Raw genomic sequence first — 26,942 nt, forward strand, 5'->3', positions numbered from 1 at the left:
TTGGCGGAGAGAGAGGGATTCGAACCCTCGATACGCTTTTGGCGTATACACACTTTCCAGGCGTGCGCCTTCAACCACTCGGCCACCTCTCCCAAGGAATGCCCCATATATACCTAAAGGAAACCAGAATGTCGAGTTTCCAATTCATTTTCCCTAAAATCATTGAAAACCCCCCTCTATTATTTTATAGTCAACCCATGAAGAAAATACGCAAAGCTATTTTTCCCGTTGCGGGATTGGGGACCCGGTTTTTGCCGGCTACCAAGTCTATGCCCAAAGAAATGCTGACGGTGATTGACCGTCCTTTGATTCAATATGCAGTAGAGGAAGCCAAAGCTGCAGGCATTGAGCAGTTCATTTTCGTTACAGGACGGGGAAAATCTTCCCTGGAAGATTTTTTTGACTATTCCTATGAGCTGAATGCCACCCTCGAAAAACGTGGAAAGACAGAAGATCTGCGCCTGGTGAATGATGTTGTATTAGACCCGGGTAATGTGATCTATACCAGGCAGCAGGAGCCTCTGGGGCTTGGTCATGCGGTCTGGTGTGCCCGCAATTTGATTGGGGATGAACCCTTTGCCGTTTTGTTGGCGGACGACTTGATTTTGTCCAAGAAGCCTTGTCTATCCCAAATGATCAGTGCCTATGATAAAAATCCAGGGAACTATATTGCTTTGATGGAGGTTCCCCATGATCAGACCTCTAACTATGGCATCGTTAAACCCAAATTCCAACAGGGCAATATTTGTGAGATTGAGGGATTGGTTGAAAAACCAAAAGTTCAAGATGCGCCCTCTAACTTAGCCATCATTGGGCGATATATTTTGGAACCCAACATTTTTGATGCCTTAGAAAAATGCAAAAAAGGATTTGGGGGGGAAATTCAATTAACGGACGCTATGGCCCACCTTTTGAAAAAGAGGCCCTTTTATGGCCTGGATTTTGATGGAAAAAGATTTGATTGTGGATCTAAACAGGGGCTGTTGGAAGCCACGATCGCTTTTGCCCTGGACCGGAAAGATCTTAGGGCAGACACCTTAAGCTTTCTGAAAAAATATTTACCTTAATAAGTTAGGATATCATATGAAAATTGCAGTTATGGGAACGGGGTATGTGGGCTTGGTTACGGGAACTTGTTTTGCTGAGTTTGGCTTTCCCGTTACCTGTGTTGACGTAGACGCCAAGAAGATACAAATTTTAGAAAAAGGTATCAGCCCCATTTATGAGCCCGGTCTTGAAGATCTGATCCGCAAGAACACAAAGGCAGGAAGATTAAAATTCTCAACAGATATTCCATCCGCCATTGAGAAAGCAACCGTTGTCTTTATTGCGGTCGGAACACCCCAAGCGGAAGATGGGCAAGCAGATTTAAAGTATGTTTTTTCCGCGGCTGAGCAGATTGCTGAGCATATGGATGCTTATACGGTTGTTGTCACAAAATCTACGGTTCCTGTAGATACCAACAAAAAGTTGGCCACTTTTTTGAAGGAAAAAGCCCCTCATAAAGAATTCGATGTGGTTTCAAACCCTGAGTTTTTGCGGGAAGGATCCGCCATTGAAGATTTTATGCGCCCTGACCGGGTTGTTGTGGGATGTCGTAGCCAGCGTGCGGAAGAAGTCATGCGGGAACTTTATCGGCCCCTTTCTTTGTTGGAAACCCCTATTGTGTTTACGGATCCCGCCTCAGCCGAAATTATTAAATATGCAGCCAATAGCTTTTTGGCCACTAAGATTACTTTTATCAACCAGGTGGCGGATTTGTGTGAAAAGTGTGACGCAAATGTGCACGATGTTTCAAAGGGGATGGGGCTGGATTCCCGAATCGGGTCAAAATTTTTACAAACAGGTCCAGGGTATGGGGGATCTTGCTTTCCAAAGGATACTTTGGCTATGAGTCACACTGCCCGGGAATATGGGGCGCCTTTAACCATTGTTGATTCTGTTATTAAAGCGAATGATGACCGTAAGAAACATATGGTTGAAAAAATCGTTCATGCCTGTGGAGGGTCCGTTAAAAATAAAAAAATTGCTATTTTGGGGCTTACTTTCAAGCCCGATACAGATGACATGCGGGATGCTCCAAGTCTGACAATTATTCCAGGACTCCAAAAAGCAGGAGCTCGTATTCAGGCCTATGATCCTGTTGGTAGGGAGAATGCCCAGCTTTATTTGAAGGATGTGGATTGGTATGAAGATGCTTACGGCACTTTGAAGGAAGCTGATGCTTTGGTCATTTTGACGGAATGGAATGAATTCAAGTTTTTAGACTTAGAGCGAATTAAAGGACTAATGAACAGCCCGCTAATGATTGACCTGCGAAATATTTATCGATTGTCTGACATGAAAAAATCAGGATTTATTTACCATTCTCTAGGGCGTCCCCTTTTGCGAGTTTAGGGATGAAACAATATCATCATTTTCACCCATCTATTTTACGAGAATATGACATCCGGGGCATTTATGAAAAAACATTGTCTGAGGCCGATGCCAAGGCTGTTGGACAATGTTTTGGGTACATCATTAAACAAAATAAGGGCACAACAGTCGCCCTTGGGAAAGATGGTCGATTAAGTTCTGATTCTTTAGAAGATGCTTTAATCAAGGGATTACAAGAGGCAGGTGTTGATGTTATTCGCTTAGGTCTATGCCCCACACCCTTGTTGTATTATGCTGTTAAGGAATTGCCAACAGATGGCGGAATTATGATCACGGGATCTCATAATGGTGGCACTTTTAATGGCTTTAAGATGACTTTAAAGGACCGTCCTTTTTATGGAAAAGATATTCAGACATTTCAAGATATTATTAAGGAATTTTCTGTCTCAAAAACTTTAGGAACGATCTTTGATCAAGATATAAAATCGTCTTATGAAAATCGGCTGTTACAAGATTATCATGGCAAGTCCTTAAAAGTTGTTTGGGATATGGGAAATGGGTCTGCAGGGCCCATCATTAAACCTCTGATAGACAAATTAAAGGGCGATCATATTTTGTTGTTTGAGGACGTGGATGGCCATTTTCCGAACCATCATCCAGATCCCACTCAAAAAGAAAATCTAGAAATTTTAAAGGATAGAGTTCTTCACGAAAAAGCAGATCTGGGCATTGCTTTTGATGGGGATGGAGACCGCATCGGTGTTATTGATAATCGCGGAAATTTTTGGTTGGGGGATTATTTAATGATCCTTTTCAGTCGGGAAGTTCTAAGCCAGCGGCCGCACTCTAAAATTATCATGGATATTAAAGCCAGCGACGTTTTGGTGGAAGATATTAAAAATCACGGGGGGGTGCCTCTGATGGTTCCAACTGGTCACTCATTGATCAAAGCACAGATGGCCATAACGCATGCCCCTCTGGCTGGTGAAACAAGTGGTCATATTTTCTTTGCTGATCATTACTATGGCTTTGACGACGCTTTGTATGCAGCTATTCGCTTGCTGAATATTGTATCAAACCTGCCCCATTCTTTAGCACACGTTTATGAATCTTTGCCAGATGTTCATAACACTCCTGAACTGCGAATTCCTTGCGATAATGTACGAAAACAGGAAGTGGTCAATGACATTAAAGAGCGGCTGCTTCAAGATCCTCTATCAGATGTCCTCACCATTGATGGGGTGCGCGTAAAAACAAAGGATGGCTGGTGGTTGCTTAGGGCATCCAATACAGAGGAAGTTCTTGTGTGCCGATGTGAATCTTCCACGGTGCAGGGTCTGGAAAACTTAAAGGAGACGGTTAAGCATCAACTTCGTTTGAGCCATCTTAGTGTGCCTGAAAAGGTTCTATGAATATGAGCACAACATACCCGTCATCACGAGGAGGCCGTAAGGCCGACGTGGTGATCCAGCTTTCTTTTTTATCTAAGCTGGATTGCTTCGTCGGGCTACGCCCTTCTCGCAAGGACGGAAAATGACAAATCTTTCCTTCAATCTTTCCTTTGAAGATTTGTATGACCTCAAAGGTCTTAAGAAAATTGACACAATTTTTTTAAGCTATTTACAAGAAAAAAACAAATCCCTATTTCGTCAGCTTAAAACTTTACGTCTTAAATCCCATAGCGAAACCTCCTCAGAATTTTTAATTCAATTAGCCCCTATTCTGGAAGAATTTCTGGGCGATTTTTTCCAAATTCAAAAAGATGTTCTTCAGAATCGACAGGACAATTTGTCCTATGAAATTCTTGCCACGGTCAAAAAAAATTTCCTGCAACGACATGTCTGTCACGCCTATACAAAACCCACGGAATCGCTTTCAGATATTCTGGACAATCTGAAAGAAATTTCGCGTCAAAATATTTTAGAGTTTGAGAAAAAATTTGCCCATCATGTGCATGAACTTCTTTTACAAGATGGATCCAAAGAAAAATTATACTGGGCCGAACAATATGCAGCTTGGGCCTTATTTGATGAACAGGGAAAAGCTTTTCATGCCCATGGGACTCTCTTTAAGCTGCCTAAAAAAACAAACTATGATGATTTAATTTCAGAATTTTTGCCCCGGGATAGGGAAGGCTTTAACTGCACAACACCACCCCTTTCCAAAGCCTATGGGCAAGATCAAGCCAGATACTGTTTGTATTGCCACAAGCAAGATAAAGATTCTTGTTCAAAGGGGTTTGAAAATCAAAAAAATCCTTTGGACAATGATTTAAAAGGCTGCCCTCTAAAGCAAAAAATTTCGGAAATGAATCTGCTGAAAAAAGATGGATTTGATCTGGGGGCTCTGGCCGTTATTATGATTGATAATCCTTTGGTTCCTTTAACAGGAAACAGAATTTGCAATGACTGCATGAAGGCCTGTATTTTTCAAAAGCAGGACCCTGTGGATATTCCCGCAATCGAAACCCAAATTTTAGAGCAAGTTTTAAAATTGCCCTGGGGTTTTGAAATTTATAATCTTCTTTGTAAGTGGAATCCTTTAAAAACACAGGACTATTTGCCCAGTCCCAAAAGAAATCAGAAAATCTTGGTTACGGGGATGGGGCCAGCCGGGATGGGGCTTTCTTATTATATGCTGCACAAGGGGTATACAGTTGTGGGGATTGAAGGGCTTTCTGTTCAACCTTTATCAGCAAACTTGAAAAACAAACCCATCAAAACCATTCAGGATTTGTTTGAGCCCCTTTCCACCCGAACAGTTCAAGGGTTCGGGGGGGTTTCAGAATATGGCATCACAGCCCGGTGGAATAAAAACTTTTTGTTGGTTGTGCGGTTGATGTTGGAACGACATCAAACTTTCAAATGTTTTGGTAATACGCGTCTTCAAAGTACTCTAACAATTGATCAGGCCTTTGACCTGGGGTTTGACCATGTTGCTTTATGCCTGGGGGCGGGACGACCGAATACTCTGAGCGTTGCCAATAATTTGGCCCTGGGGGTACGCCAGGCTTCCGATTTTTTGATGACCCTGCATGCGGGTGCTTTTAAAGAAGATGCTGCCATTCCCCTGATGATTCGGTTGCCTATTGTGGTGATAGGGGGTGGCTTAACGGCGGTGGATACAGCCACAGAAGCGCTAGCCTATTACCCCATTCAAGTGGAAAAATTCTTGAAACGGTTTGAGGCTTTGAAGGGCAAGGGACAAGAAAAGTGGACACAGCTAGACAAAGAAATTGCTGCAGAATTTTTAGAGCATGCCCGACTGTTGCGTGCTGACAAGGGACCTAAACAAGACCTGCTGAAAAAGTGGGGTGGCTGTACACTCCTTTATCGTCAATCTATTCAGAAATCTCCCGCCTATAGGATGAATCATCACGAGCTAATTAAGGCTCAAGAAGAAGGGGTTCAGATTTTAGATGACTGTGTTTTAAAGGCAATCAAAACAGACTCGCATGGATACGTTGAAAGTTTAGAATTCGACAAAGGATCTGTTTTAAAGGCCCGCACGATTTTGGTGGCAACGGGAACCCACCCCAATACGGTTCTAGCAGAAGAACTGGAGAGCATAACTTTAAAAGATGATTTCTTTGAAAATAAAACACCAGGAGATCCTCTTTACACACCCTTTATTTATGAAGATGATCGGCGGCTTTCTCTGTGGGGTGACCTGCATCCAGAGTACTCGGGTAGTGTGGTAAAAGCCCTAGCAAGCGCCAAAGATAAGGCACCCTTTTTATGCAAACATTTGGACTTAGTTTCCCCTACTTCAAAAACATCTGCCCAAAAGTTTTTCAGAAAACTGAAATCTTTGTTAGCGGCGAAAGTGGTGAATTTAGTAGATCTTCCTGACCATCCCTTTAAGATTACGGTTTATGCCCCTCTTCAAGTAAAAAATTTACAGACGGGACAGTTTTTCAGGCTACAAGTTCCTAATATGAAAGCTGTTCCCGTAACAGGCACTAATGTGAGTAAAAAGGAGGGAACTATGGATTTTTTCATTAAAAGAAATCATCCCTCTGCCCCTTGGATTAGCCAGCTTAAAATTGATGATACGGTTCCCTTGATGGGTCCTGCGGGATCTGCATTCCCCATGCCTCTGGGTAAAAAAGTTCTGGTGTTTGGCTATGGTTTTGAAAATGTTCTCTTGGAAGATTATATAGACCACCTGAAAAAAAATAAAAATCAGGTGGTTCATATATCAGAGATACCTTCCAATAATAAGCTGTCTACCGAAGAAAATTTTCTGAAGAATGTGGCAACATATTTGGAAACAAATTCTGCTAAGGAAGCAGAGTTTGTTTATATGGCAGCCCCTCCGACTTTATTAAAAATCCTCCATGAAAAATATGCTGGATTCTTTAAGGTTCCTGCTTTTGTTGGGCTCCTTTCCCCCATGCAGTGCATGATGAAAGAAATTTGTGCCCAATGTTTGCAAAAAACAAAAGATCCTAAAACAGGGGAAGAAAAAATTATTTACGCCTGCAAAAATCAAACCCAGGCTTTTGAATGGGTGGACTTTGAGGTTCTTGAAAACCGCAGCCTTTTGAACGGGGTGCAAGAGAAACTATTTAAATCTCATTAAAGAAATGTTGATGAGATCCATTTAAGGCCGTTTTTAGGGTATCCTCTACAGCAGTCATAAGCCCGGCATATTCAGGCGGTGTATCCCAATCTCCATTAACGGCCCCATTGAATGCCCCCATGTAATAGGCTTCAAGAGAATTATCTTCCAAGCGCACAAGATAAACCAGCAAACTAACATGTCCATAGGGCGCACTTGTTGGGATGAAGCCATAATAGTTTCTTGTTAACCCAAAGGACTTAGGCTCAACAATTAGGGCATATTCCGCCTCATATTTTTCCCTTAGAAACATAAAGTCGTAGGGGGCATAGTTAGCTTTGTCTATGGATGAAAGATCTTTTCTGTTCAAGGGATGGGGACATTTTATAACTTTGAAATTATTTTCTTGGAAGCGCTTAGCAAAAAATTCATAGAATCTTTCATTCATAATGGGCTTCGCATCAATTCTTTCAAGTCTCTTATTTAGGGAGCTTGCAAAAAAATCATTAATCAAAACATCAAGAAACCCTTGATCTCCTTCTTTGAAGTACTTAGCTTTATCAAAGCCTGAAATTTCAGCAATAACAACCGCAGAAGGTTTCTCGAAGCAAAGGCCGTTAAAGGGAATGGGATCTCGCTTTGTTGCGCAATTAGTCACCCCCAGAAGAAGAAGTACAGATAAGAATTTGGTATAAGATTTTAGTCTTTCAATCATTTCATCCAACCTTTTCAGAATTTCAGCGACACCCTATAGCAGATTATTTCTGTTGTCTAGCCTTTCCATTCGACATTCTAATTCAATTTATATATAATTTCGGAATGGAGAAAAATATATCACCTTTGAAAAATTTTAAGACGCAAGAAGCAAAGAAAAAAAATCCTATCTTTTCCTTTTGGGTTTTGCTTGCTTTTGTGCTGACTTTTGTGGGATTTTTGATTGCCTTTGATTATATCCCTGTTGCGGATTATTTAAAATTTTCAAAACCCAATTCCATCGATGACAAAACTCTTTTGCAAAAAATGCAACAGGATATTTTGGATCTGCAACAAGCTTTAGAAGATAGCAAAAAAGAACATGAATCTATGGGGGCCGATTTTCAGCAAAGCATGAGCTTGCTTCCTAAAATGCAAAAAGATTTACAAGAACTTAACAGGAAAGCCTTTTGGTTTTTGTTAGTGAATCGTTTGAGTAAAAAAGTTTATGAGGGCGCCCCCTATGATAGAATTTTGGATCAGGTGCAGGAAGCTTTACCTCAAGACGCTGTGAATCTAGATGCGCTTAGGGTGTTTGCTGCTTCTGGTATACCGATGGATGATGATATATTGAAAAGTCTAAGGGCCCTTGAAAAGCCGACTTCGGTCGTTACCCAGAATACATTCTTAGAAAAAGTTTTGGCCTTTTTTAAGAATCTTTTGGTCATTAAAAAGGTCGAAGATTCTGATGCTATGAATGACATAATAGCCTTGATTGAGGCGCATAAGCTTTCAGAAGCCCTGGTGGTCATACAACAAAAAATTCCAGATAATCAAGAGCTCATAATCCTTGTTCAAAACAAATTAAATGCTCTCAACACATTAGAAGATTTAGAATTCTTTATTACTTCAAATTTGCAGGCGACCAATGTACTTTAAAATTCTTGTTTTTACTTTTAAACTGCTTTTCATCTTTACAGTTCTATTTTGGCTGGTTGATAATCCGGGGTCTATTCTTATTAATTGGCAGGGATATGAAATCAAAACAACGGTCAGTTTTGCGGTGTTTGTTTTACTGGTTTTGCTTTTTTTATTTGCCCTTGTACGGTCGGGTTGGGACGCTATCGTTTGGGTTGCGCGAAAAATATTTAAGTTTGGCAATTTCTTTAAAAAAGATACGGATAAACTTATTGCCCAAGCCTTTTCAGATTTAGAGTTCCAAAGCTATAAAAGTGCTAAAAAGATTTCCTTGGAACTTTCCCATCTGCTGCCCACATCCCCGATCCCAGGGATTTTATTGCTGAAAACTTCCCAAGCTTTAAAAGATAAAAAACTGGAAGAAATGGCCTTAAACCATTTAAAAAAGTTTGATGAATTTGTACCCATGGCTCTTTATGATGAAATGGATAATGCGTTCAAAGCCAATCAAACGGCGCAGTTAGAAAAGTTGCTTTTGTCAGCTTGCAAAAAGTTTTCAAATGAGGGGTGGTTTTTAAAGAACGCTATTCGACTCGATATGTTGAAAAGCAATTGGGAACAAGCTTTAGAAAACATTTCTCGGGCAGCTAAAAAAGATGTGCATAGTAAGGAAACCTTAGATCATCTAAAAGCCATTTGTTTTTATAGTTTAGCCCATGGGGAAGAAAATTCTCCCCGGGAAATCATTGGATATCATGAACAGGCCTATAAGGAAGAATCAAAATTTTTGCCTAATTTGTTAGAATACGCCAAGATTCTGAAGAATAAAAAAGATAAACGGGCTGCGGAAGTTTTGCTGAAAAAAGCCTGGGAAGAAAATCCAAGTTGGGAGATTGCAGAGACCTATTGTGAGCTGACAGCTGAAGATGAAAAGCCCATTTCTTTGGCCCATGCATCTCAAGAACTTTATGAAATTCTGCCAGATCATCCTGTTTCCATTATCACGCAGATCATTTATTTGATCCAGGCCGGGTTGTGGGCCGAGGCGCATCGCTTATTGAATCAATTGCCTATACAGGCTCCTGAATCCATTTTATTGCAGGCAGCTTTGGCCAAGAAAGAAAAGGGTAGCGCCAAGGAATCTTTGGGCCTTGTGATGCATGCCATTGAAAACATGTCTAGCCCCTATAAATGTTCAAACTGTTTGAAGGCATCAAATCATTGGCATATGTATTGCCCCTCATGCCAGGGATTCGATAGTTTGCACCTGAAACATCCGATTACCTATAAGAATTGTTTGGAAGCCCTCGAATGACCTTTTTCAGCAATCAACGATTGCTTCATAAAGAAATAAAAAATTCTTTCAAAATAATTTAACTTCCCTTATTCTGAATCTCATGAAAAATATTTATTCTTTTCTTTATCTTTTGGGTCTTTTTTTCGCACAACCAACCCCCACCCATTCTGTTGGGTTTTTTAAGAAAACATCTATTGAAAGTCAAATAAAAAAAGTCATTCATGAAACGGATCCGCATATCAATATAGGTATCAAAATTATAGACCTGGACAAGGACCAGGTACTTTTTGAACAAAATGGAGAAAGGTATTTTTACCCCGCCAGCTTAACAAAAATTTTAACCTGTTTAGCGGCGTTGAAAAAGTTGGGGGCAGCTTACCAATTCCAGACGAATTTATATCGTCAGGGGGCTGATTGGTATGTAGAATTTGGGGCCGATCCAACCCTGACCCTTAACAATTTAAGGGATCTTTTTCATGCCATAAAATCCCACATATCTACTGGAAAAATTGAGGGTAATTTATATGTTGTTCAACGATCTAAAGCCAATCTTCCCCTATTGATTGATGGGTGGACCTTAGGATCAAGCCAGTTTTGTTTTGGGGCTCCTGTTTCGTCCATTATTATTAATACTAACGGATTAAGGTTCAATCTTGTGTCTGAGGACAAAAAATCAACTCAAGTAAGTTTTGCTTCCGACCAAATATCTTACCCTATTTCCAATAAGACTTATGTGGGGTCTTGTACAGACTTGACAAAAATAGAACGACATCATCTGAGTTTGGGAGAGACTTTAAACCTGGAAGGATGTGTTAGTGAAAAAATTCTTCCTTTGAAGATGTGCCTTCCCATAGGCACAGAAAATTTCAAAACTTATGTGGAAAAAAATATTAAATTGGCTCTTGAAAAAGAAGGTCTGCATCTTTTTGGAAAACTTATTTTTGCTCAGGAGAGGTCAGCTAAGGCTGTTCTAGTAAACAGTTGGGCATCAGATTATCTGATTGATATTTTAATAAAAGGGATGAAGGAATCTGATAACTTGGTTTTAAACGCCATACTGTTAGCTGTTCTAGAAGATCACCCAACTCCTCTTAGAAAATGGGACGATGCCGGGAAACAACTTGCTAAAATTTTAGAGGAAGAGCTCCATAGTGATTTGTCAGGGGCTAACTTAACAGATGGAGCAGGGTTATCTTATTTGAATCTTATTTCCCCATCCCAAATTCTTCAACTTTTGGTCAATGGTCTATCTGATAAAGCAATCTCTGAGGATTTTTTAAGAACTTTGGCAGTACCAGGAGAAGAAGGTACGCTAAAGGGACGCCTGAATGATATTAAAGGGGTTAAAATTATAGCTAAAACAGGAGCTTTGACGTCTGTATCTGGTCTTGCAGGATTTGTGCTAAAGAACAATAAACCTAAGTTTGCTTTCGTTATTATGATTAATGGTGTTGCTGGGGGACTTTCTAAGTATAACAAGCTAGAAGAAAATATCGTCCGAATTTTAAGCGATCATAGTTAAGATTGACCCTTTATTTCAGCGGAGATCGAGGATCATGGGAAAGAATCAGATTCCCCTAACTCCCATCATGCTTGAGGAAGTCATAGAGAGACGGCGTAGATGAGAGGGGTGAATTGATGTGCTCTTTTAAAAATAGGGATGGCAATTTTGTTTAAATCTGCTATAGCTGATATTGAATCAAGATTCTAAATAAACCTTGGTTTGGTGTTTAATTTATTAAGGAACGAGGACTAGATGAAAAAATTTATGGCTGTTTTGCTTATGCTACCCCTACTTATGGGAGGCTGTGCCAAGAATATCAACCCTAATGAATACTCAGAAAATGAAGTAGGAGCTGTAAAACAAACCTATAAGGGTGTTGTTATCTCTGTACGCCCTGTAAAGGTTCAAGGAAGCGACAAGCTATCTGATAACACTTTGGGTGCTGTTGGTGGCGGCGTTGCTGGTGGGTTGCTAGGATCTCAAATCGGTCAAGGAAGTGGCAGTGTGGTTGGTCTTGTTGTTGGTGCCGCTGCTGGTGCCTTGGGTGGAAGCTTGCTGGAAAAAGGACTAAAATCTCAAGACGGTATTGAATACACAGTTGAATTGCAAAGTGGTCGTATTATGACAATCGTTCAAGGACCAGAATCTACTCTTTCTGTAGGACAGCATGTTCTGGTAATGGTCGGCTATAACGGTAGATCACGGGTGATTCCTGATCAAATGGCCATGCAACGAGCTCAAGAAGCTCAGGTAGTTTATCAACCGGCACCTCGTCCAGCGCCACGCCCTGCGGCTCAACGGCCTGTACGGGTAAAAAAGGTTGCTCAACCATCCACGCCACAGGGTCGATCTGTGGATGATATAGATTATACAAGCAGAGATCGTTATGCGCGAGATCAGCAAGATTTAGACTAACAAAACATAAACCGACATACTGCCTTACCTTAAAAAAAGGGGGCAGTATTTCTTTTTTTGGAGTTAAAATTTTTGGAAAATCAACGGAAATTTTGGGGATTACCACTTAGTATTTGGATCCTAGGTTCTACGGGTTTTCTAATCAACCTGGCCACTATTATGGTGTTTAGCCAGATGCCAATTTTTATGAAGTACGAACTGGGAATTACAGAAGCCCAGATTGGGCTTATCGACGGATTTGTTGAGTTTATTTCCCACTTCATGAGAATCATTGCCGGGTCCATCAGTGACATTTTTCAAAATCGCAAAGTCATTCTAGCGGTTGGTTATGGCCTATCAACCATCATTAAACCCCTATTTGCCCTATGCTCTTCTGTGGGGCTGCTGATTGCTATCAGATCGCTGGACCGTATTACAAATGGTTTACAAGCTTCCCCTCGGGATGCTTTAATTGGGGATTTAGCGCCCGAAAATAAAAGAGGTGCTTCCTATGGACTTTCTAAATCTTTCAAAACCGCTGGGTCTGTGATTGGCGCTACCCTTGTTGCCTGGATTATGAGTGTCACCAACAATAATTTCAGATTCTTGTTTATGTTGGCCTTTATTCCCGCTTGTGTGGCTTTTATCCTGTTTATGATAGGAGTTAAAGAACCAAAGCACAGGGATAAATTTAAAATAAAAGTTTCAAGAACAGAAACCAAATTTCGTTGGGGCGCTTTTTTGGAACTTAAAGGAAACTACTGGCGTATTATTGCTGTTTTACTGATTTTTGAATTGGCCCATTTTGGCGAATCGTATCTAAGTTTTAGAGCCGGGGAAGTTGGGGTTAAGATTGCCCATATTTCCTTTGTGATGGTTCTGTTTAATATGGGACAATTTTTGATTTCGTACCCTATTGGCATTTTATCTGATAAATTCCAGCGCCGCTATATTTTGCTGGCAGGCTTTCTATTTATGCTGTTAGGCAATATGTTTATGATTTATGGTACAACCGAAGTTTTGATTTATGCGGGTGTTTTCTTTTGGGGTGCCCAAATGGGGACAACCCAGTCTGTGTTTGTTTCGATGATTTCAGACGAAACACCCCAATATATACGGGGTACCGCATTTGGAATTTTTTACTTGGTTAATGGCATTGGTATTTTGGTCGCAAGCAAAATAGCTGGCGTTTTCTGGGAATTTTATGGATCAACTTACGCCTTTGCCTACAGTGCTATTATGACTGTTGTTAGCATTGTGGCCTTGTTCGTCTTCCTGCCCCGTCATAACAAGGTCTTGCATTAATAAACAGGCTCCCTGTTCGGGATTTTGAAAACATCCATATTGCCGATTCAATATTAGATAGACTTCGTAACCTTCTTTGAAAGTTTTTGGAAAATCTTGACCCAAAAGCCAAAGGGGTGGATTCGTAACGAAAGCAGGATGTTGATTTAACAACTCTTGAAAATAGTGTAATAACTGGGCAGCTCTATTCTTTCGAATAAAGAACCATTCCTTGGAAAATGTTTTGGGGGGATTAGCCGGTTCATTATTTGCAAATGCTCGCAAAGAATCTTGAAAAGCAGACTTGTGAAGGGCAACTGCCTTAATAATGGTTTGCAGCTGCAAAAGACGCAGCATATAGATCGTTGTTCTGGCCTCTTGGCTGATATCTTTTTGGAGTGCATTTGTACGAATCAATTGTTTCAAGGTATATTTAGCTTGGGAAAGAATTTTGTAAGCTGCATCCATATCCGTTTGCCCATTAACGTAAGTTTTAGCATTAATTTGCCACTGAGTGATCAAATTCTTTGCTGTACGATTGTCTTGCTCTTGAGCCGTTGCATCAATTTGAGGAACACGGGATGCATTGGTAAATGTTTCAGCCGTTCCCCAGAGATTTGAGGGGCCTAACAGAGCAATAAGGACTGTTAAATAACTAAAAATTTGCGTATTCATGTGCGTATTCATGCTTGAAATCTACCCTTATTTTTTCTTTCTTTTCACACTAACACATGTTTTTGGAAAAAGGCAAGGCAAGGAAAACTTCTGGTTCCGCAAACTGTGACTTTTGGGTATGATAAAATTCAAGATGGATTTTAGAAATTTTTCACCCCTGTTGCAGCCTATTTCATCCCTTATGGGGGTGGGAAGTAGCCTTGCCGCACGGCTTAAAAGGCTAACAGGCCCAAGACTTATTGACATGGTCTGTCATTTGCCCAGGGGGGTTGAAATGTGGCGGGCTATCCAATTTCTGCATCAGGCAAAACCAGATGAAAGAATTAGCATTGTGGTGACCGTTCTTGAACATATAGAACCCAGTTCCAGAAAATCTTTCTATAAGGTGGTGTGTTCCGATGATAAGTCTCTTATCGATCTGGTTTTTTTCAAAGCCTATCCAGCCACCCTTTTGAAGCAATATCCCTACGGCGAAAAACGGTTGATTTGTGGCATTATCGAACGGAATGAATTTGGTCAAAAGATGGTGCATCCTATTTATGTGGGGCCGCCTGCGCATCTAAAAGAGTGGTCAGGACCCATTCCTGTATACCCGTTGACAGCAGGCATTTCTGGTAAATTTTTTCATCGTATGATCAAGCAAATTTTACAGAAAATTCCTGATGGGGAAGACTGGATTCCCAGCAGTTTGTTGGGTGAAAAAAAGTGGCCTACCTTTCAGCAAGCTTTAGAGCGCGTTCATAACCCCCAAAAAGAATCGGATTTGACTTTTTATTGTAAGGCGCGACAACGGCTTAGTTTTGATGAATTGCTGGCTCACCAACTTTCCTTGGGGCTTATTAAACAGGAAAGACAAAAAAGAGCGGCTCCGATTTTAGGAGCTCTCCAAGCCTTGGATGAAGGACTGTTTGAAAATTTGCCCTTTCAGCTGACCAAAGGCCAGAAAAAAGTTTTAAAAGAAATTTACGAAGACTTGGAGTCAGGCCAACAAATGCATCGCCTACTGCAAGGGGATGTGGGCAGCGGTAAAACAGTTATTGCCCTGTTTACCCTATTACGAGCTGTGGCTAATGGATACCAGGGAGCTCTGCTGGTTCCCACAGAAATATTGGCATCTCAACATTTAATCACTTTTCAAAGATTCTTAAAAAATTTGCCTATTACAGTTGAATTATTCACAGCGGACAGTTTGTCAAAGAATCGAAAAGAAAAGATGGAGCGCTTGCAAAAGGGTGAAATTCAAATTGTCATCGGAACCCATGCCTTGATTGAAAAAGCTGTAAACTTTAAAAATCTGGGCACTATTATTATTGATGAGCAGCATCGTTTTGGAGTAGAGCAACGCCTAAAATTAAGCCGTAAGGGGGAATACCCTCATACACTCATCATGACTGCAACACCCATTCCACGGTCCTTGGCTTGGACAGAATATGGGGATCTTAGTCTTTCTTTGCTGACAGAAAAACCAGCCCACCGTAAACCCATTCAAACCAGCGTCATGCCCCTGAAAAAGATTGATCAAGTCTATGACGGTCTTAAACGAGTTGTTGAAAAAAACGAAAAGATTTTTTGGGTATGCCCCCTGATTGAAGAATCGGAAAAGCTTGATTTGGGAGCCGCAGAAAGTCGCTATGAATCTATCAAAGAACATTTTCCAGGAAAAGTTGGCTTCATTCATGGTCGTATGGATGCGCCAACCAGAGACAAAATTTTAAAGGATTTTAGACAGGGAGATCTGCAAATTTTAGTCTCTACCACAGTTATCGAAGTGGGCCTTCATGTGGGGGAGGCCACCGTCATGGTTATTGAAAATGCAGAACGTTTTGGGTTGTCTCAGCTGCACCAATTGCGGGGGCGTGTGGGACGGGGTGATAAAACCTCAGCCTGTCTTTTGTTGTATGGATATGCCGTAGGGGATGTGGGTCGTCAGCGCCTTTCAATCATTAAATCAACAGAAGATGGGTTTCGCATTGCAGAAGAAGATTTAAAATTACGGGGCAGTGGCGATTTATTAGGTACAAAACAAAGTGGGTTGCCCACCTTTAGAATTGCGGATCTTGCTCTGCAAGCGGATTTGCTAGAGTTAGCCCACGATACAGCACAGGATATTTTATCAAAAGACCCAAAACTGCAGTCAAGACAAGGCGGGGCTTTAAGAGTATTATTGGCCTTATTTGGGTATAAACTTTAGGTGTTGGGTGCCCGGGCCCGAGGAAAGCAATGGTTTTTTTATATCATCTGGCGATAGCAAAGAGCTTCAGCCACATGATTCTTTCTGATTTGATTGCTTTCGTCCATGTCCGCAATGGTTCTGGAAACTTTTAGAACTCGGTAATAGCTGCGAGCTGATAATTTAAAACGATCCGCTGCCTGATGAACCAGAGTTTCTGCCTCTGGATCTAACTGTAAAACTGCCTCTAATAATTTCCCTGATAATTTTGCATTCACCATATGATGGGGGCGACCCTCAAGAAGATCGAGCATTTTCTCCAACCGCTTTCTTTGAAATAGGCGGGCTTTGGTGACCCGTTTTTGAATAGATTCGCTTGATTCACCCTCAGCCATTTCGGATAGTTCTTGGGGCTTTAGGGCAGGCACATGAATATGCATGTCCATGCGATCTAACAAGGGTCCAGAAATTTTGCTGGTATATTGTTGGCCACAGATTGGCACACGCACGCACGCTCGGGAAGGATCATCCATATATCCGCAGCGACACGGATTCATGGCCGCAATAAACTGTATTTCTGAGGGGTAGGTCACATGAGAGTTAGCGCGCGCAATGACTGTGTATCCAGTTTCCAGGGGCTGGCGCAAGGCCTCTAAAGCTCGGCTTTCAAATTCGGGCAATTCGTCCAGAAACAATACCCCCTTATGGGCCAGGGAAATTTCTCCCGGTTTCGCCTTAATGCCACCCCCTACCAAAGCGGGGACTGAGGCAGAATGATGCGGATCCCTAAAGGGACGTTGAGTTAAAAGTTTACCTTCCCGCAACATGCCAGCCACACTGTAAACCATGCTGAGTTCTAACGCTTCTTCCGGTTCCAGAGGGGGCAAAATGGTGCTCAGTCTTTGAGCGAGCATTGATTTGCCTGACCCAGGGGGCCCTACCATCAACACATTGTGTCCACCAGCAGCAGCTACTTCTAGAACGCGGCGGGCTGTTCCTTGGCCCTTGATCTCGCTAAAATCAACGCTCTTTTTAGAGGTCTCTTGCATTTTGGGTTCAGGCCTGTCCAAAACTTGATTTCCCTTAAAATAATTCACCAAAGATAAAAGGTTGGGTGCGGCAATAATATCTAAATTCTCAATCCAGGCGGCTTCCGACCCACAGGCGGAAGGACAGATGAGTTTTCGGTTGTTTTTAGCCGCTTGAAAAGCCGCTGGGAGTACTCCTGCAACCGAATGCATAGTGCCATCAAGGGCCAATTCTCCAACAGCCGTATAGTGTTCAAGTTCATGAGGGTTCAAAATGCCCATCTGGGCTAAAATGGCCAACGCAATGGGGACGTCGTAATGGGTGCCCTCTTTTTGTAAGGAAGCGGGAGCCAGATTTACAGCAATTTTTTTCATGGGAAAGCCAAGGCCAATAGCATGTAGGGCATTACGAATTCGTTCCCGTGATTCTGCCACAGCTTTATCAGCTAATCCTACAATTTGAAAGGTGGGCACACCGCTGGTAAAATGAACTTGAACCTCAACATCTAAAACTTCGATCCCCCGAAAAGCGACTGTCCAGATTTTTGCAACCATGATACGTCGACCGTCTTAAGGATGTTTTCTATTTAGGGGATCCTCATCAGAATTTTCTTCTTTAGGTCCCTGCTCCCATGAGCCCTCAGCCTTATGAGGTTCCCGAGCTATCTTTTTTTCTTTTTGATTGCGTTCTAGGGGGTTTTCGCCCTTTCTTTTATTAAAAAGTTGCCGACGCCGCCGTTCATATAAATTCATCAACCGCACGTAGCTCACCACCTTTTTAACCCCTGTTGTGGTGCGGCAAAGTTCAAGTACTTGATTCAATTCTTCTTCATTAGAAGCTAACCCAACCAAGTAAACAATTCCCTTTACCACCACAATTTCGTAGTTACGGGAACTGACCTTACCATCGAAAAATAACTTGCCATTGATTTTAGTTGTTAAGAGCTTGTCAGATCCATATTCCGCCAGAGTTCTTTTTTCCCCCACCATGGTTTCGTCAATAACGGTTTTAACACCGGGGACTTGCCAGGCCAATCGAATGGCATCTTCCTGAAGTTTTTTGGTGGGCAATACGCCTGTTAACAGGATGCGCCCTTCATAAACGGCAATGTTAATGCGATACTGTAAAATATGATCATGCTGAAAATAGAGCACATTTAGTCGGGTTTGAATTTCTGTGTCTGTCACGTATCCGCCCAGTCCGCGCTCTTGCGATGTGGCATCAAGGGTGGTCATGCCTGATGAAAAAAATGAAAAGGGAGAACAAGCCCCAAGAAGCAATAAAACGCTTAAAAAACACAGATTTTTAACTTTCATACTATACCCTTAAAATGCACTTTTTATATGTAGCGGAAAGCCATAGGGTTTGACAAGGAAAACATCAAAGCGCAGATCATCAAATTTAGGGGCCCGCACCAGATAGGCTTCGGCGGCCCGTTTGATTCGCTTTTGTTGGTGGAGAGAAATGGACTCTAGCCCCTCGTCTGTGGTGGCACGCAGCTTGACCTCAACAAAAATCAGGGTTTTTCCCCGCCGCGCAATCAGATCAATTTCCCCCATAGGGGTCTTATAGCGATGTTCTAAAATTTGATAAAACTGCGCCCGTAAAAACCAAAGAGCCACCTTTTCAGCCCAAATTCCCTGTTTCCAAGATTTGTATTTTTGATTTGTCATGGGGATAATATAGAGGAGTTTATAGAAAATAGTAGATTAAAAGCTAGAGTTTAGGTCAATTACTTCAAAAGTCATAACGTGTGCGAGTTAATTTTTCCGGTTTTGAATAAATTTCAAAACATACCCTTAGCTACATAAGAAAAGAAAGATAGTTCGACTGGTCTACCCTTTGAATGGTCGAGGGAGTGTAATTTTCTAAAAATGTCTTTGTGGATCTCATTTTAGTGTGAGGTGAAAACTTAAATTCAAAGCCCTTCATTTCTCCATCCGCCTCTTCAATATAGTCTACTTCCTGTTTGTTGATATTTCTCCAAAAATAAGAATTGACCAGCCGGTTTTGGGTTTGGTTGTATTTCATGCGCTCAATAATACAAAAATTTTCCCATAGGGCTCCTTCATCATTTCGAAGCTTAAGATGATTATAATTTCGAATTAAACTATTCCGAATTCCCAAATCATAAAAGTATATTTTTCGCCCTTTTTTGATTTCATTTCGGGGGTTTCTATTAAGAGATCTTAATTTGAACACCACAAAACACTTCTCTAGCAAATCAATATAGCGCTTAACAGTGGCACTATCCAGCCCAAGCTGGGTTCCAATTTCATTATAAGACACTTCATTGCCCAACTGTAAGGCTAGAAGTTGTAACAATTGAGAGAGGGTCTCTGAACTTTTTACTTTCTCAAAACTCAAGATATCTTTGTAGAGATAGTTTGAGGCAATTTCTTCAAGCTCCATGGGCGCGTCCTCTTCGGAAGCCTGAAAAACAGAGGGATAAAGCCCAAAACGAAGGATTTTATCCAGATAGGAATTCAATTGGAACTGATCATATTGAGAGTGCAATTCTTGGATAGAAAGAGGATAAAGGATAAATTTTCTGGCACGCCCAGTTAAAGGCTCCCCCGTTTTGTTAGCTAAATCAAAACTCGAAGACCCTGTTGCAATCACTTGAATTTCCGGATAAGTATCAACAAGTATCTTTAGAACCAGGCCAATGTTTTCAATATGTTGAGCTTCGTCCAAGACAACCAAATCTAGATTTCCCAGATAGTTTTTCAAAACAATCTCGTTAGAGGTAGAAAGCTCTTGATTCACAGACAAAAGTTCACAGTTCAGATATTTTGTTTTTTTTCCTTTTTCTGCAGCATTTGCCAAAATCGTTTTACATAGGGTCGTTTTTCCCGTTCTTCTGGCGCCATAAATAATGATAACTTTTTCTTTATAGAGCTGTTTTTCAACAAGTTTTTGCAGTGTTCTATGATATGGTTCCATAATTAATTCCTATTTTTTCGATTCAAATCGAAAAATAATGCTATTTTTTTCGATTCCACTCCAAATATATAACATATTTTATCGAAATGTTCTAGAGATACTTATAGGGGAGGAGGGTATTACCTTAATCTTCTATCAAAGGTATTGTATTCCACCAAAGAGGGTACAATGTTTTCAAGTTCTCGGATAACCCTGGCTTGTTTCATCATTTCCTGTTGAGGGGCCAGCTGTCTAAAACGCACAAAATACCACACGGGGCCTGAGGCCGAATATTGTCCCTGATACAGATCCACATCATAGCCCTTTGACAAAAAGTAAACTCCGACTTTCTGCGCTTTTAAAAAAGAGGGAAACGCCCCCACTTGAAGCCAAAAATGGGCATTAGGGCCTGCAGATAGTTTTCTGTTAGATTGTACTCGACGGTTTTGCCCCAAATCCGTTGCGGGAACATAAAGCATATTTTCTGATGCAAACAATTCATCTTTAATCTCTTCTGGCACTCCATAAGGAGATGTTCCATCAAAATATAAAACCCCCGTTCTGTTAGCTAACTCTCCGGTTCTTTCTTTTTTCACAACCCACAAGGAACCTAAAAGTTTCTGATCATTTTGCTCATCTCTGTCCCCAGAGGTTTTGCCATCTTCTTTTTTGGAACCATCCCCTTTATCGGATGAAGATTCTCCGGTAGTTGAAGCAGGTTTATCTTTGCCAGGTCCTCCGGCAGCGGCACTTGCAGAACTTCCATCAGATTTTTTATCAGTCGTGCCGGCACCCGCACTTTTATCGTCTCCTAACAAAGCACCTTTAGGATTCTGGGCGATATTAAAAAGGGTGCGCGCCGTATCTTGTACATGAAGGTGTCGTGTTTGAAAGTAGCAAATGAAGTAGCCTAGAACAAAAAAAAGCACTCCAATAATTAAAAATCCAATAAACTTCTTCATATAAAAACCTTATTTTGGGCGGCGCCACTCATGCTGATTTCCCCTGCCCAAGCACACATAATGGTGTCACAAGCCCCCAACGCAGGAAAAGGGCCAAACATAACTTTAGGCGACCCAGGCGCCCAAGGACTTACGGGAACAGGCACACAGGGCATGGGCACAAGAACACCCAAAGCCGCTGCTGTTGCTGCTGCAACTTCAGGGTTAGCCAAACTTGTACACACCCCGAAAGGCAGAATATTTACAAAAGGAATCATTGCCATAATAGTGCCCGCAGGTGTTGGAGCCATTATAACAGGGGGGGGTAAAAACATCAATGGAGACGGCGCAGCCCCCATGCTACAAGTTGCCATCGTTCCTATTGTGGCAAGTATATCCACTTACAGCCCCTTTTCCAGATGTGTCGCAACCGCAAAGTAGTTAATATTTAAATTAGGTTGCAAAACCCATTCCCGTCTTAATAAATGAAATCCCAACCCTTGAAGTTCTATCAATTTTAGGCCAGACTTTTTTAAGAAATGATCAAGCTCAGAAGGTTTCAAAAATCTATCCCACTCGTGAGTTCCCTTAGGCAGCCATTTCAAAATACGTTCTGCCACGATAATTCCTCCTACAAAAGAAGATACAGTTCGATTCAACGTTGACAGAATCATAACCCCTTTTGGTTTTAACAATTTTCTGGCGCTTTCAAGAAAAAGATCAATGTTATCAATATGCTCTAAGACTTCTAATCCCAAAACTATGTCAAAGGGAGAAGCCATAAAATTTTCGACAGATCCGGTTACATAATTTACTTCCAGCCCCATTAAATTTGCGTGCTCTTGGGCGGCCTGAATATTTTGTGGGCTGGGATCTAGACCCGTGACTTGGGCGCCCAATCGAGTAAGAGGCTCAGCCACAAGACCACCTCCACACCCAATATCCAGAATACGTAAATTTTTTAAGGGGGTCCCGTTAAAAGGCTTGTTCAAATATTGGCAGATAGTGTTTTTAATAAACTCAATACGTGTGGGGTTCAAGCGATGCAGGGGCGCAAAGGGACCTGTCTCGTTCCACCATTGATCAGACAGCTTGCTGAATTGGTTAACCTCGTCCTGAATAAGTGTGTTTTTTGCAAACATGAAAATACCTTTTTTTTATTATTAATTGTGCTACATTAGCTCTATTATTTCAAATCCTTATTTTTAAGAATTATATGCAAACAATTTTAAATAAATTATGGAAACGAGGTACTGATTTTCTTGGAACCCGCTATGCAATTATGGGCGGGGCCATGACATGGGTATCGGAACGCAATCTTGTGTCAGCCATTTCAAATGCGGGTGGTTTTGGCATTTTGGCTTCAGGTGCCATGCCGCCAGAAATTTTGGCTGAAGAAATTCGGGCAACACGGGCGATGACAGACAAACCTTTTGGCGTAAATTTAATTACGTTGCACCCTCAGTTATCTGACCTAATTCAAGTTTGTATTGATGAAAAAGTTTCTCATGTTGTTTTGGCGGGCGGTCTTCCCCAGGCCGATTCGATCACAAAACTGAAAGATGCGGGTATAAAGGTTATGTGCTTTGCCCCCGGCTTAATTATTGCGCGCAAGCTTATTCGCATGGGGGCGGATGCCCTGGTGATTGAGGGAATGGAGGCGGGCGGACATATTGGCCCCGTTTCTACAACAGTTCTAGCCCAAGAAATTTTGCCCCACATTACGGAAGTTCCAGTTTTTGTAGCGGGGGGAATCGGTCGTGGCGAAGCTATGATTTCGTATCTTAAAATGGGGGCAGCGGGATGTCAGCTTGGCACACGGTTTGTCTGTGCGAAAGAATCTCAAGCTCACCCAAAATTTAAAGAAGCTTTTATTCGCAGTAATGCGCGGGATGCCACCGTTTCACCCCAATTAGACAGCCGTTTCCCAGTTATTCCTGTTCGGGCCATTTCTAATAAGGGGATGGATAAATTTATTGCTTTTCAACGAGAGATGATCGACGCTTTCACGAACGGTGAAATGTCCCAAAAGGATGCTCAGCTGGAAATTGAGCGATTTTGGGCGGGTGCTTTGCGTCGGGCTGTTATTGATGGGGATGTAGAAAATGGATCTCTTATGGCTGGCCAAAGTGTAGTCATGGTAACCCAAGAACAACCTGTCAAAGAGATTATAGAGGAGCTGATAGAACAGGCCCTAAAATCTCTATCACAGCATTCTCACTATTAAGCCCTTTGGGCTCTTCGATCGATGGTTCTACACTAGCTCGTGTAGGAAGATCCATAACAATTATTTCTTCAGTCGCGGCGCGGCTATCAAACAAAGCATCTTGGGCAACTGATTCCTCCAAAAGAACTGGCTCTTGCTTTTCGGGAACAAAATAAAGACTTTCATCCTCCTGTTCTGTATCAATAGCAGGCTCACTAGTTGAAGCGGTACTGATCAAAAGTTGGGCAAGGCCCGCGCTGCCCTCAAGCACGAAATTGGATACACCCCTGTCAATCGTATGGGACATGGGGGATGCTGATTTTATCTTATTATGAACTTGTGATCCCAAAGGAACTGTCAGTTTTCCCCTTAAAGAGCCACTGGAAACTTTGATGAATCGTTGATTGGGAACAAGGGACTTGTAAATAAGATCTATATCTAAGGTTCCCCCATCTAGGACGCAATCCCCCTGAACATCTGTGGCTTTCACAGAAACTTGTCCCCCAGATAATTTGATTTGTGTTGGATTCGTTACCCTTAAAGACCCTTGCCCGACATCCATTTGAATGTGGGCATTCACATCATTAGTTTCTAAAGAAGTTTGACCTCCCTTTACTGAAACAGCGGGATTGTTGGGAACGGTGATATCAAAATCAACCTCACAAGAAATTTGGGAAGAAAACAGAGGGTTTTTTCTTTTTGACTGAATGCTTAGAAAACGTCCGTCTTTGTTTTCAATAATCAACTCACAATGGTCTTCGTTAAAATTGCGTTTTGTATACTGAACCTGGGTAAAGGGTGAAGACGGTTTTTTCGTGATCTTAATATTGCTTTTTTCAGTATCAATCGTAATAGATTTAAAGTTTTTCACCGGAAAAGCTTTAAGGGTTTTTTTTGATTCTGCCATCACGTTGCCTGCGAGGGAGAACAGAAGGATTAATAGGATTATTATGTCTTTTGAAAAATTCCATAGCATCATCATAATTAAATCTTTTTCGCCAACACATCTTTAATAGACCCAACCATATAGAAATTGGCTTCGGGAACATGGTCATAGGCACCTTCAACAATGCCTTTAAATCCTTGAATCGTATCGGTCAAAGACACGAAAACACCGGGTTGTCCTGTAAAGACCTCGGCCACGTGAAAGGGTTGGGAAAAGAAACGCTGAATTTTTCGGGCCCGCATGACGATCAAACGATCTTGTTCAGATAGTTCGTCCATGCCCAGAATAGCAATGATGTCTTGCAAGCCTTTATAGGTTTGTAAAATTTCCTGCACCTTGCGAGCCACATCATAGTGTTCTTCCCCAACGATACGGGGTTCCAAAATGCGAGATGTGGAATCCAAAGGATCAACCGCTGGGTAAATCCCCAGCTCAGCAATTTTACGGCTTAGAACGGTGGTGGCATCCAAGTGGGCAAAGGATGTTGCGGGGGCTGGGTCCGTCAAGTCATCGGCTGGCACGTAAATAGCCTGCACACTGGTGATAGATCCCTTATCCGTTGAGGTAATACGCTCTTGAAGCTCACCCATTTCTGTACCCAAAGTTGATTGGTACCCCACGGCTGAGGGAATACGGCCAAGCAAAGCTGAAATCTCTGATCCCGCTTGGGTAAAACGGAAAATGTTGTCAATAAATAATAGAACATCTTGATGTTCGTGATCACGGAAATATTCCGCGACCGTAAGGCCCGTCAAAGCAACCCGAGCACGAGCCCCAGGAGATTCATTCATCTGCCCATACACCAAGGAAGCCTTAGAATTATTGCCCTCTAAATCAATGACTCCGGACTGAATCATTTCGTTGTACAAGTCATTTCCTTCGCGAGTTCTTTCTCCTACCCCCGCAAAAACTGAATAGCCCCCGTGCGCTTTTGCAATGTTGTTAATTAATTCCATAATCAAAACGGTTTTACCAACGCCAGCGCCCCCGAAAAGACCAACTTTCCCACCTCGGGAATAGGGGGCCAACAAATCAATAACTTTAATGCCTGTAGTTAAAATTTCAGTTTCTGTAGACTGTTCAACAAATGAGGGAGCTGGCCGATAAATAGACATTTTCGCCTTTGACTTAAGGGGGCCCCTGTTATCGATGGGTTCACCCACCACATTCATAATGCGCCCTAAGGTCTCTCGACCAACGGGCACAGAAATAGGCGCTCCTGTATCATGAACATCAAGATCACGGCTTAATCCTTCGGTCGGCCCCATAGAAATGGCCCGAATCTTATTGGCCCCTAAATGAAGGGTTGTTTCAAGCACAAGTTTTTCCCCATTTTTATCAACTTCCAAGGCATTCAAAATGTCTGGCAAGTTTTTGGGAAAATATACATCTACAATGGGACCAACAATTTGTACAATCTTTCCAATATTCATTCTTATGTCCTTACACCGATTCTGAGCCGGCCACAATCTCAATCAGCTCTTTCGTGATCGTGGCTTGACGGGTTTTATTATATAAAAGTTCTAACTTATTTAACATCTCTTTCGCATTTTTAGTAGCCCCATCCATAGAAATCATGCGGGCACTGTGTTCGCTTGACAGGGCGTCGCATAGGGCAAAATAAATTTGAGATTTTAAATGATGCGCCCAAAACAAGTCTAAGAATTTTTCGTCTATAGGTTCAACTTCAAACAATAATGGCCCCTTGGCATTATGATGCACAGTCTTATGTTTTTTACTATGAGATAAAATGCTGGATTCATAAGGCACAAGGGGATGGTGAGTCACCTTGGCCGTCATAATGGTTTGAAAAGATGTGTAAACAATGGAACAGGTTTGAAATTTTTTCTCGTGAAGCTCTAAAATAATCCGATCAAGTACCATACGTACATTTTCAGCATTATCATATTGTTTATCATCAAAATGATGGGTTACTAAAGATCGGTAAACGGGGTTAAGGCCTGACAAAGATTTGGATCCAAAAGCAATGACAGTCACATTTTTTTTCTGCTGAATCAAGTCCTCTAGTATCTGGTTGGCTTTACGGCTAACGGTAGCGTTATATCCCCCACACAGACCTCGGTTTCCTGACATAATGATCAGTAAATGATTCGGGTTGGCAGATTTTTTTCTTGTTAGATAGGAAATATCTTTTCCCTGTAAATCGCAATTTTCTAGGACAGCCTGCAATATTTGATCCAAGCTAGCCGCATAGGACGCTGACGAAATCAACCGGGTTTCTGCTTTTCTGAAATGGGAGGATGCCACCATTTTCATGGCAGAAGTAATTTTCTGCGTAGATTTAATGCTTTGGATACGGGTTTTTAGAAATTTGAGTGTTGCCATTTATGTCCTATGAGCCTCAGGTTATATCAGATTTCAAAATTATGCCAGTAGGATTTAAATCTTGCGTTTCACACACCTCTATTAGTATAGTAAAAGAAAGGGCCAGAGAAGCCTGTTAAGCAGGGAAACATGATAGACGTATCAGGCAGGAAAGGTATGATTTTTTTAAGGGGAG

23 protein-coding genes and 1 tRNA gene are annotated in these 26,942 nt (G+C 41.7%); 11 read left to right on the forward strand and 13 right to left on the reverse strand.

What is annotated here, in order from left to right; all coding sequences use genetic code 11:
- Position 1: 1 nt before the first annotated feature.
- Positions 2–92 (reverse strand) — tRNA-Ser (locus WCG05_04055).
- Between the two features lie 105 nt (positions 93–197).
- Here WCG05_04055 and galU point away from each other — a divergent pair.
- The 4 genes from galU (at position 198) to WCG05_04075 (ending at position 6,960) form a co-directional block, all read left to right on the forward strand.
- Complete coding sequence (gene galU, locus WCG05_04060; GenBank protein MEI8321166.1) at positions 198–1,067, forward strand: UTP--glucose-1-phosphate uridylyltransferase GalU; 870 nt, start codon at positions 198–200, stop codon at positions 1,065–1,067.
- Between the two features lie 16 nt (positions 1,068–1,083).
- On the forward strand, positions 1,084–2,397 hold the full coding sequence (locus WCG05_04065; GenBank protein MEI8321167.1) for a UDP-glucose/GDP-mannose dehydrogenase family protein: 1,314 nt from the start codon (positions 1,084–1,086) through the stop codon (positions 2,395–2,397).
- Between the two features lie 2 nt (positions 2,398–2,399).
- Complete coding sequence (locus WCG05_04070; GenBank protein MEI8321168.1) at positions 2,400–3,788, forward strand: phosphomannomutase/phosphoglucomutase; 1,389 nt, start codon at positions 2,400–2,402, stop codon at positions 3,786–3,788.
- 121 nt (positions 3,789–3,909) lie between these two features.
- Positions 3,910–6,960 (forward strand): FAD-dependent oxidoreductase, encoded by a 3,051-nt coding sequence (locus WCG05_04075; GenBank protein ID MEI8321169.1) that lies wholly within the window; start codon positions 3,910–3,912, stop codon positions 6,958–6,960.
- Here the strand turns inward: WCG05_04075 and WCG05_04080 are convergent.
- Positions 6,947–7,654 carry a hypothetical protein gene (locus WCG05_04080; protein ID MEI8321170.1) on the reverse strand — a complete coding sequence of 236 codons (708 nt, stop codon included), beginning with the start codon at positions 7,652–7,654 and terminating at the stop codon, positions 6,947–6,949. The two genes, WCG05_04075 and WCG05_04080, sit on opposite strands and share 14 nt — an antisense overlap.
- Before the next feature lie 104 nt (positions 7,655–7,758).
- Here WCG05_04080 and WCG05_04085 point away from each other — a divergent pair, with 104 nt between their 5' ends.
- The 5 genes from WCG05_04085 to WCG05_04105 all read left to right on the forward strand — a co-directional run bounded on the left by WCG05_04085 (position 7,759) and on the right by WCG05_04105 (position 13,550).
- Entirely contained in the window at positions 7,759–8,571 is an 813-nt protein-coding gene (locus WCG05_04085; protein ID MEI8321171.1) for a hypothetical protein, read from the forward strand.
- Positions 8,561–9,865 carry a hypothetical protein gene (locus WCG05_04090; GenBank protein MEI8321172.1) on the forward strand — a complete coding sequence of 435 codons (1,305 nt, stop codon included), beginning with the start codon at positions 8,561–8,563 and terminating at the stop codon, positions 9,863–9,865. The genes WCG05_04085 and WCG05_04090 overlap by 11 nt, the downstream gene beginning before the upstream one ends.
- An 82-nt stretch (positions 9,866–9,947) precedes the next feature.
- On the forward strand, positions 9,948–11,369 hold the full coding sequence (gene dacB / locus WCG05_04095; protein ID MEI8321173.1) for a D-alanyl-D-alanine carboxypeptidase/D-alanyl-D-alanine-endopeptidase: 1,422 nt from the start codon (positions 9,948–9,950) through the stop codon (positions 11,367–11,369).
- A 234-nt stretch (positions 11,370–11,603) separates the two neighbouring features.
- Entirely contained in the window at positions 11,604–12,266 is a 663-nt protein-coding gene (locus WCG05_04100) for a glycine zipper 2TM domain-containing protein (GenBank protein ID MEI8321174.1), read from the forward strand.
- Between the two features lie 72 nt (positions 12,267–12,338).
- Complete coding sequence (locus tag WCG05_04105; protein ID MEI8321175.1) at positions 12,339–13,550, forward strand: MFS transporter; 1,212 nt, start codon at positions 12,339–12,341, stop codon at positions 13,548–13,550.
- On the opposite strand, the gene WCG05_04110 is transcribed toward WCG05_04105, so the two are convergent.
- Entirely contained in the window at positions 13,455–14,216 is a 762-nt protein-coding gene (locus tag WCG05_04110) for a hypothetical protein (protein ID MEI8321176.1), read from the reverse strand. The genes WCG05_04105 and WCG05_04110 overlap by 96 nt on opposite strands.
- 106 nt (positions 14,217–14,322) lie before the next feature.
- Between WCG05_04110 and recG the strand changes: the two genes are divergently transcribed.
- Positions 14,323–16,395, forward strand: a complete 2,073-nt coding sequence (gene recG / locus WCG05_04115; protein MEI8321177.1) for an ATP-dependent DNA helicase RecG — start codon at positions 14,323–14,325, stop codon at positions 16,393–16,395.
- A gap of 38 nt (positions 16,396–16,433) precedes the next feature.
- Here the strand turns inward: recG and WCG05_04120 are convergent, their stop codons facing one another.
- The 7 genes from WCG05_04120 to ubiG form a co-directional block, all read right to left on the reverse strand.
- The gene (locus WCG05_04120) at positions 16,434–17,957 is read right to left on the reverse strand and encodes a YifB family Mg chelatase-like AAA ATPase (protein MEI8321178.1); all 1,524 of its coding nucleotides are present in this window, start codon (positions 17,955–17,957) and stop codon (positions 16,434–16,436) included.
- A 15-nt stretch (positions 17,958–17,972) separates the two neighbouring features.
- A complete protein-coding gene (locus WCG05_04125) occupies positions 17,973–18,719 on the reverse strand; it encodes a BON domain-containing protein (GenBank protein ID MEI8321179.1) in 747 nt (248 codons plus the stop codon).
- 9 nt (positions 18,720–18,728) lie between these two features.
- The gene (locus WCG05_04130; GenBank protein MEI8321180.1) at positions 18,729–19,076 is read right to left on the reverse strand and encodes a YraN family protein; all 348 of its coding nucleotides are present in this window, start codon (positions 19,074–19,076) and stop codon (positions 18,729–18,731) included.
- Between the two features lie 130 nt (positions 19,077–19,206).
- A complete protein-coding gene (locus WCG05_04135; GenBank protein MEI8321181.1) occupies positions 19,207–20,349 on the reverse strand; it encodes an ATP-binding protein in 1,143 nt (380 codons plus the stop codon).
- 119 nt (positions 20,350–20,468) lie between these two features.
- The gene (locus WCG05_04140) at positions 20,469–21,290 is read right to left on the reverse strand and encodes a hypothetical protein (protein MEI8321182.1); all 822 of its coding nucleotides are present in this window, start codon (positions 21,288–21,290) and stop codon (positions 20,469–20,471) included.
- On the reverse strand, positions 21,287–21,643 hold the full coding sequence (locus WCG05_04145; GenBank protein ID MEI8321183.1) for a DUF4280 domain-containing protein: 357 nt from the start codon (positions 21,641–21,643) through the stop codon (positions 21,287–21,289). Before WCG05_04145 ends, WCG05_04140 begins: the two co-directional genes overlap by 4 nt.
- 27 nt (positions 21,644–21,670) lie before the next feature.
- Complete coding sequence (gene ubiG, locus WCG05_04150; protein ID MEI8321184.1) at positions 21,671–22,411, reverse strand: bifunctional 2-polyprenyl-6-hydroxyphenol methylase/3-demethylubiquinol 3-O-methyltransferase UbiG; 741 nt, start codon at positions 22,409–22,411, stop codon at positions 21,671–21,673.
- Positions 22,412–22,485: 74 nt separating this feature from the next.
- On the opposite strand from ubiG, the gene WCG05_04155 reads away from it, so the two are divergent.
- The gene (locus WCG05_04155; protein ID MEI8321185.1) at positions 22,486–23,496 is read left to right on the forward strand and encodes a nitronate monooxygenase; all 1,011 of its coding nucleotides are present in this window, start codon (positions 22,486–22,488) and stop codon (positions 23,494–23,496) included.
- Here the strand turns inward: WCG05_04155 and WCG05_04160 are convergent.
- The 3 genes from WCG05_04160 to atpG all read right to left on the reverse strand — a co-directional run bounded on the left by WCG05_04160 (position 23,438) and on the right by atpG (position 26,767).
- Positions 23,438–24,382, reverse strand: coding sequence for a hypothetical protein (locus WCG05_04160; protein MEI8321186.1), 945 nt, complete (start codon positions 24,380–24,382; stop codon positions 23,438–23,440). The two genes, WCG05_04155 and WCG05_04160, sit on opposite strands and share 59 nt — an antisense overlap.
- A 77-nt stretch (positions 24,383–24,459) precedes the next feature.
- Positions 24,460–25,854 carry a F0F1 ATP synthase subunit beta gene (gene atpD / locus WCG05_04165; protein MEI8321187.1) on the reverse strand — a complete coding sequence of 465 codons (1,395 nt, stop codon included), beginning with the start codon at positions 25,852–25,854 and terminating at the stop codon, positions 24,460–24,462.
- 10 nt (positions 25,855–25,864) lie between these two features.
- Positions 25,865–26,767 carry an ATP synthase F1 subunit gamma gene (gene atpG, locus WCG05_04170; protein ID MEI8321188.1) on the reverse strand — a complete coding sequence of 301 codons (903 nt, stop codon included), beginning with the start codon at positions 26,765–26,767 and terminating at the stop codon, positions 25,865–25,867.
- Between the last annotated feature and the right edge of the window lie 175 nt (positions 26,768–26,942).

This window comes from Alphaproteobacteria bacterium, from assembly GCA_037146715.1.
Classification (GTDB): Bacteria; Pseudomonadota; Alphaproteobacteria; order UBA7879; family UBA5542; genus JBAWWO01.

What these genes read in the sequence shown, in the direction of transcription:
- galU (MEI8321166.1), top strand. Translation starts at nt 198, where the DNA reads ATGAAGAAAATACGCAAAGCTATTTTTCCCGTTGCGGGATTGGGGACC.
- WCG05_04065 (MEI8321167.1), top strand. Translation starts at nt 1,084, where the DNA reads ATGAAAATTGCAGTTATGGGAACGGGGTATGTGGGCTTGGTTACGGGA.
- WCG05_04070 (MEI8321168.1), top strand. Translation starts at nt 2,400, where the DNA reads ATGAAACAATATCATCATTTTCACCCATCTATTTTACGAGAATATGAC.
- WCG05_04075 (MEI8321169.1), top strand. Translation starts at nt 3,910, where the DNA reads ATGACAAATCTTTCCTTCAATCTTTCCTTTGAAGATTTGTATGACCTC.
- WCG05_04080 (MEI8321170.1), bottom strand. Translation starts at nt 7,654, where the DNA reads ATGATTGAAAGACTAAAATCTTATACCAAATTCTTATCTGTACTTCTT.
- WCG05_04085 (MEI8321171.1), top strand. Translation starts at nt 7,759, where the DNA reads ATGGAGAAAAATATATCACCTTTGAAAAATTTTAAGACGCAAGAAGCA.
- WCG05_04090 (MEI8321172.1), top strand. Translation starts at nt 8,561, where the DNA reads ATGTACTTTAAAATTCTTGTTTTTACTTTTAAACTGCTTTTCATCTTT.
- dacB (MEI8321173.1), top strand. Translation starts at nt 9,948, where the DNA reads ATGAAAAATATTTATTCTTTTCTTTATCTTTTGGGTCTTTTTTTCGCA.
- WCG05_04100 (MEI8321174.1), top strand. Translation starts at nt 11,604, where the DNA reads ATGAAAAAATTTATGGCTGTTTTGCTTATGCTACCCCTACTTATGGGA.
- WCG05_04110 (MEI8321176.1), bottom strand. Translation starts at nt 14,216, where the DNA reads ATGAATACGCACATGAATACGCAAATTTTTAGTTATTTAACAGTCCTT.
- recG (MEI8321177.1), top strand. Translation starts at nt 14,323, where the DNA reads ATGATAAAATTCAAGATGGATTTTAGAAATTTTTCACCCCTGTTGCAG.
- WCG05_04120 (MEI8321178.1), bottom strand. Translation starts at nt 17,957, where the DNA reads ATGGTTGCAAAAATCTGGACAGTCGCTTTTCGGGGGATCGAAGTTTTA.
- WCG05_04125 (MEI8321179.1), bottom strand. Translation starts at nt 18,719, where the DNA reads ATGAAAGTTAAAAATCTGTGTTTTTTAAGCGTTTTATTGCTTCTTGGG.
- WCG05_04130 (MEI8321180.1), bottom strand. Translation starts at nt 19,076, where the DNA reads ATGACAAATCAAAAATACAAATCTTGGAAACAGGGAATTTGGGCTGAA.
- WCG05_04135 (MEI8321181.1), bottom strand. Translation starts at nt 20,349, where the DNA reads ATGGAACCATATCATAGAACACTGCAAAAACTTGTTGAAAAACAGCTC.
- WCG05_04140 (MEI8321182.1), bottom strand. Translation starts at nt 21,290, where the DNA reads ATGAAGAAGTTTATTGGATTTTTAATTATTGGAGTGCTTTTTTTTGTT.
- WCG05_04145 (MEI8321183.1), bottom strand. Translation starts at nt 21,643, where the DNA reads ATGGCAACTTGTAGCATGGGGGCTGCGCCGTCTCCATTGATGTTTTTA.
- ubiG (MEI8321184.1), bottom strand. Translation starts at nt 22,411, where the DNA reads ATGTTTGCAAAAAACACACTTATTCAGGACGAGGTTAACCAATTCAGC.
- WCG05_04155 (MEI8321185.1), top strand. Translation starts at nt 22,486, where the DNA reads ATGCAAACAATTTTAAATAAATTATGGAAACGAGGTACTGATTTTCTT.
- WCG05_04160 (MEI8321186.1), bottom strand. Translation starts at nt 24,382, where the DNA reads ATGGCAGAATCAAAAAAAACCCTTAAAGCTTTTCCGGTGAAAAACTTT.
- atpD (MEI8321187.1), bottom strand. Translation starts at nt 25,854, where the DNA reads ATGAATATTGGAAAGATTGTACAAATTGTTGGTCCCATTGTAGATGTA.
- atpG (MEI8321188.1), bottom strand. Translation starts at nt 26,767, where the DNA reads ATGGCAACACTCAAATTTCTAAAAACCCGTATCCAAAGCATTAAATCT.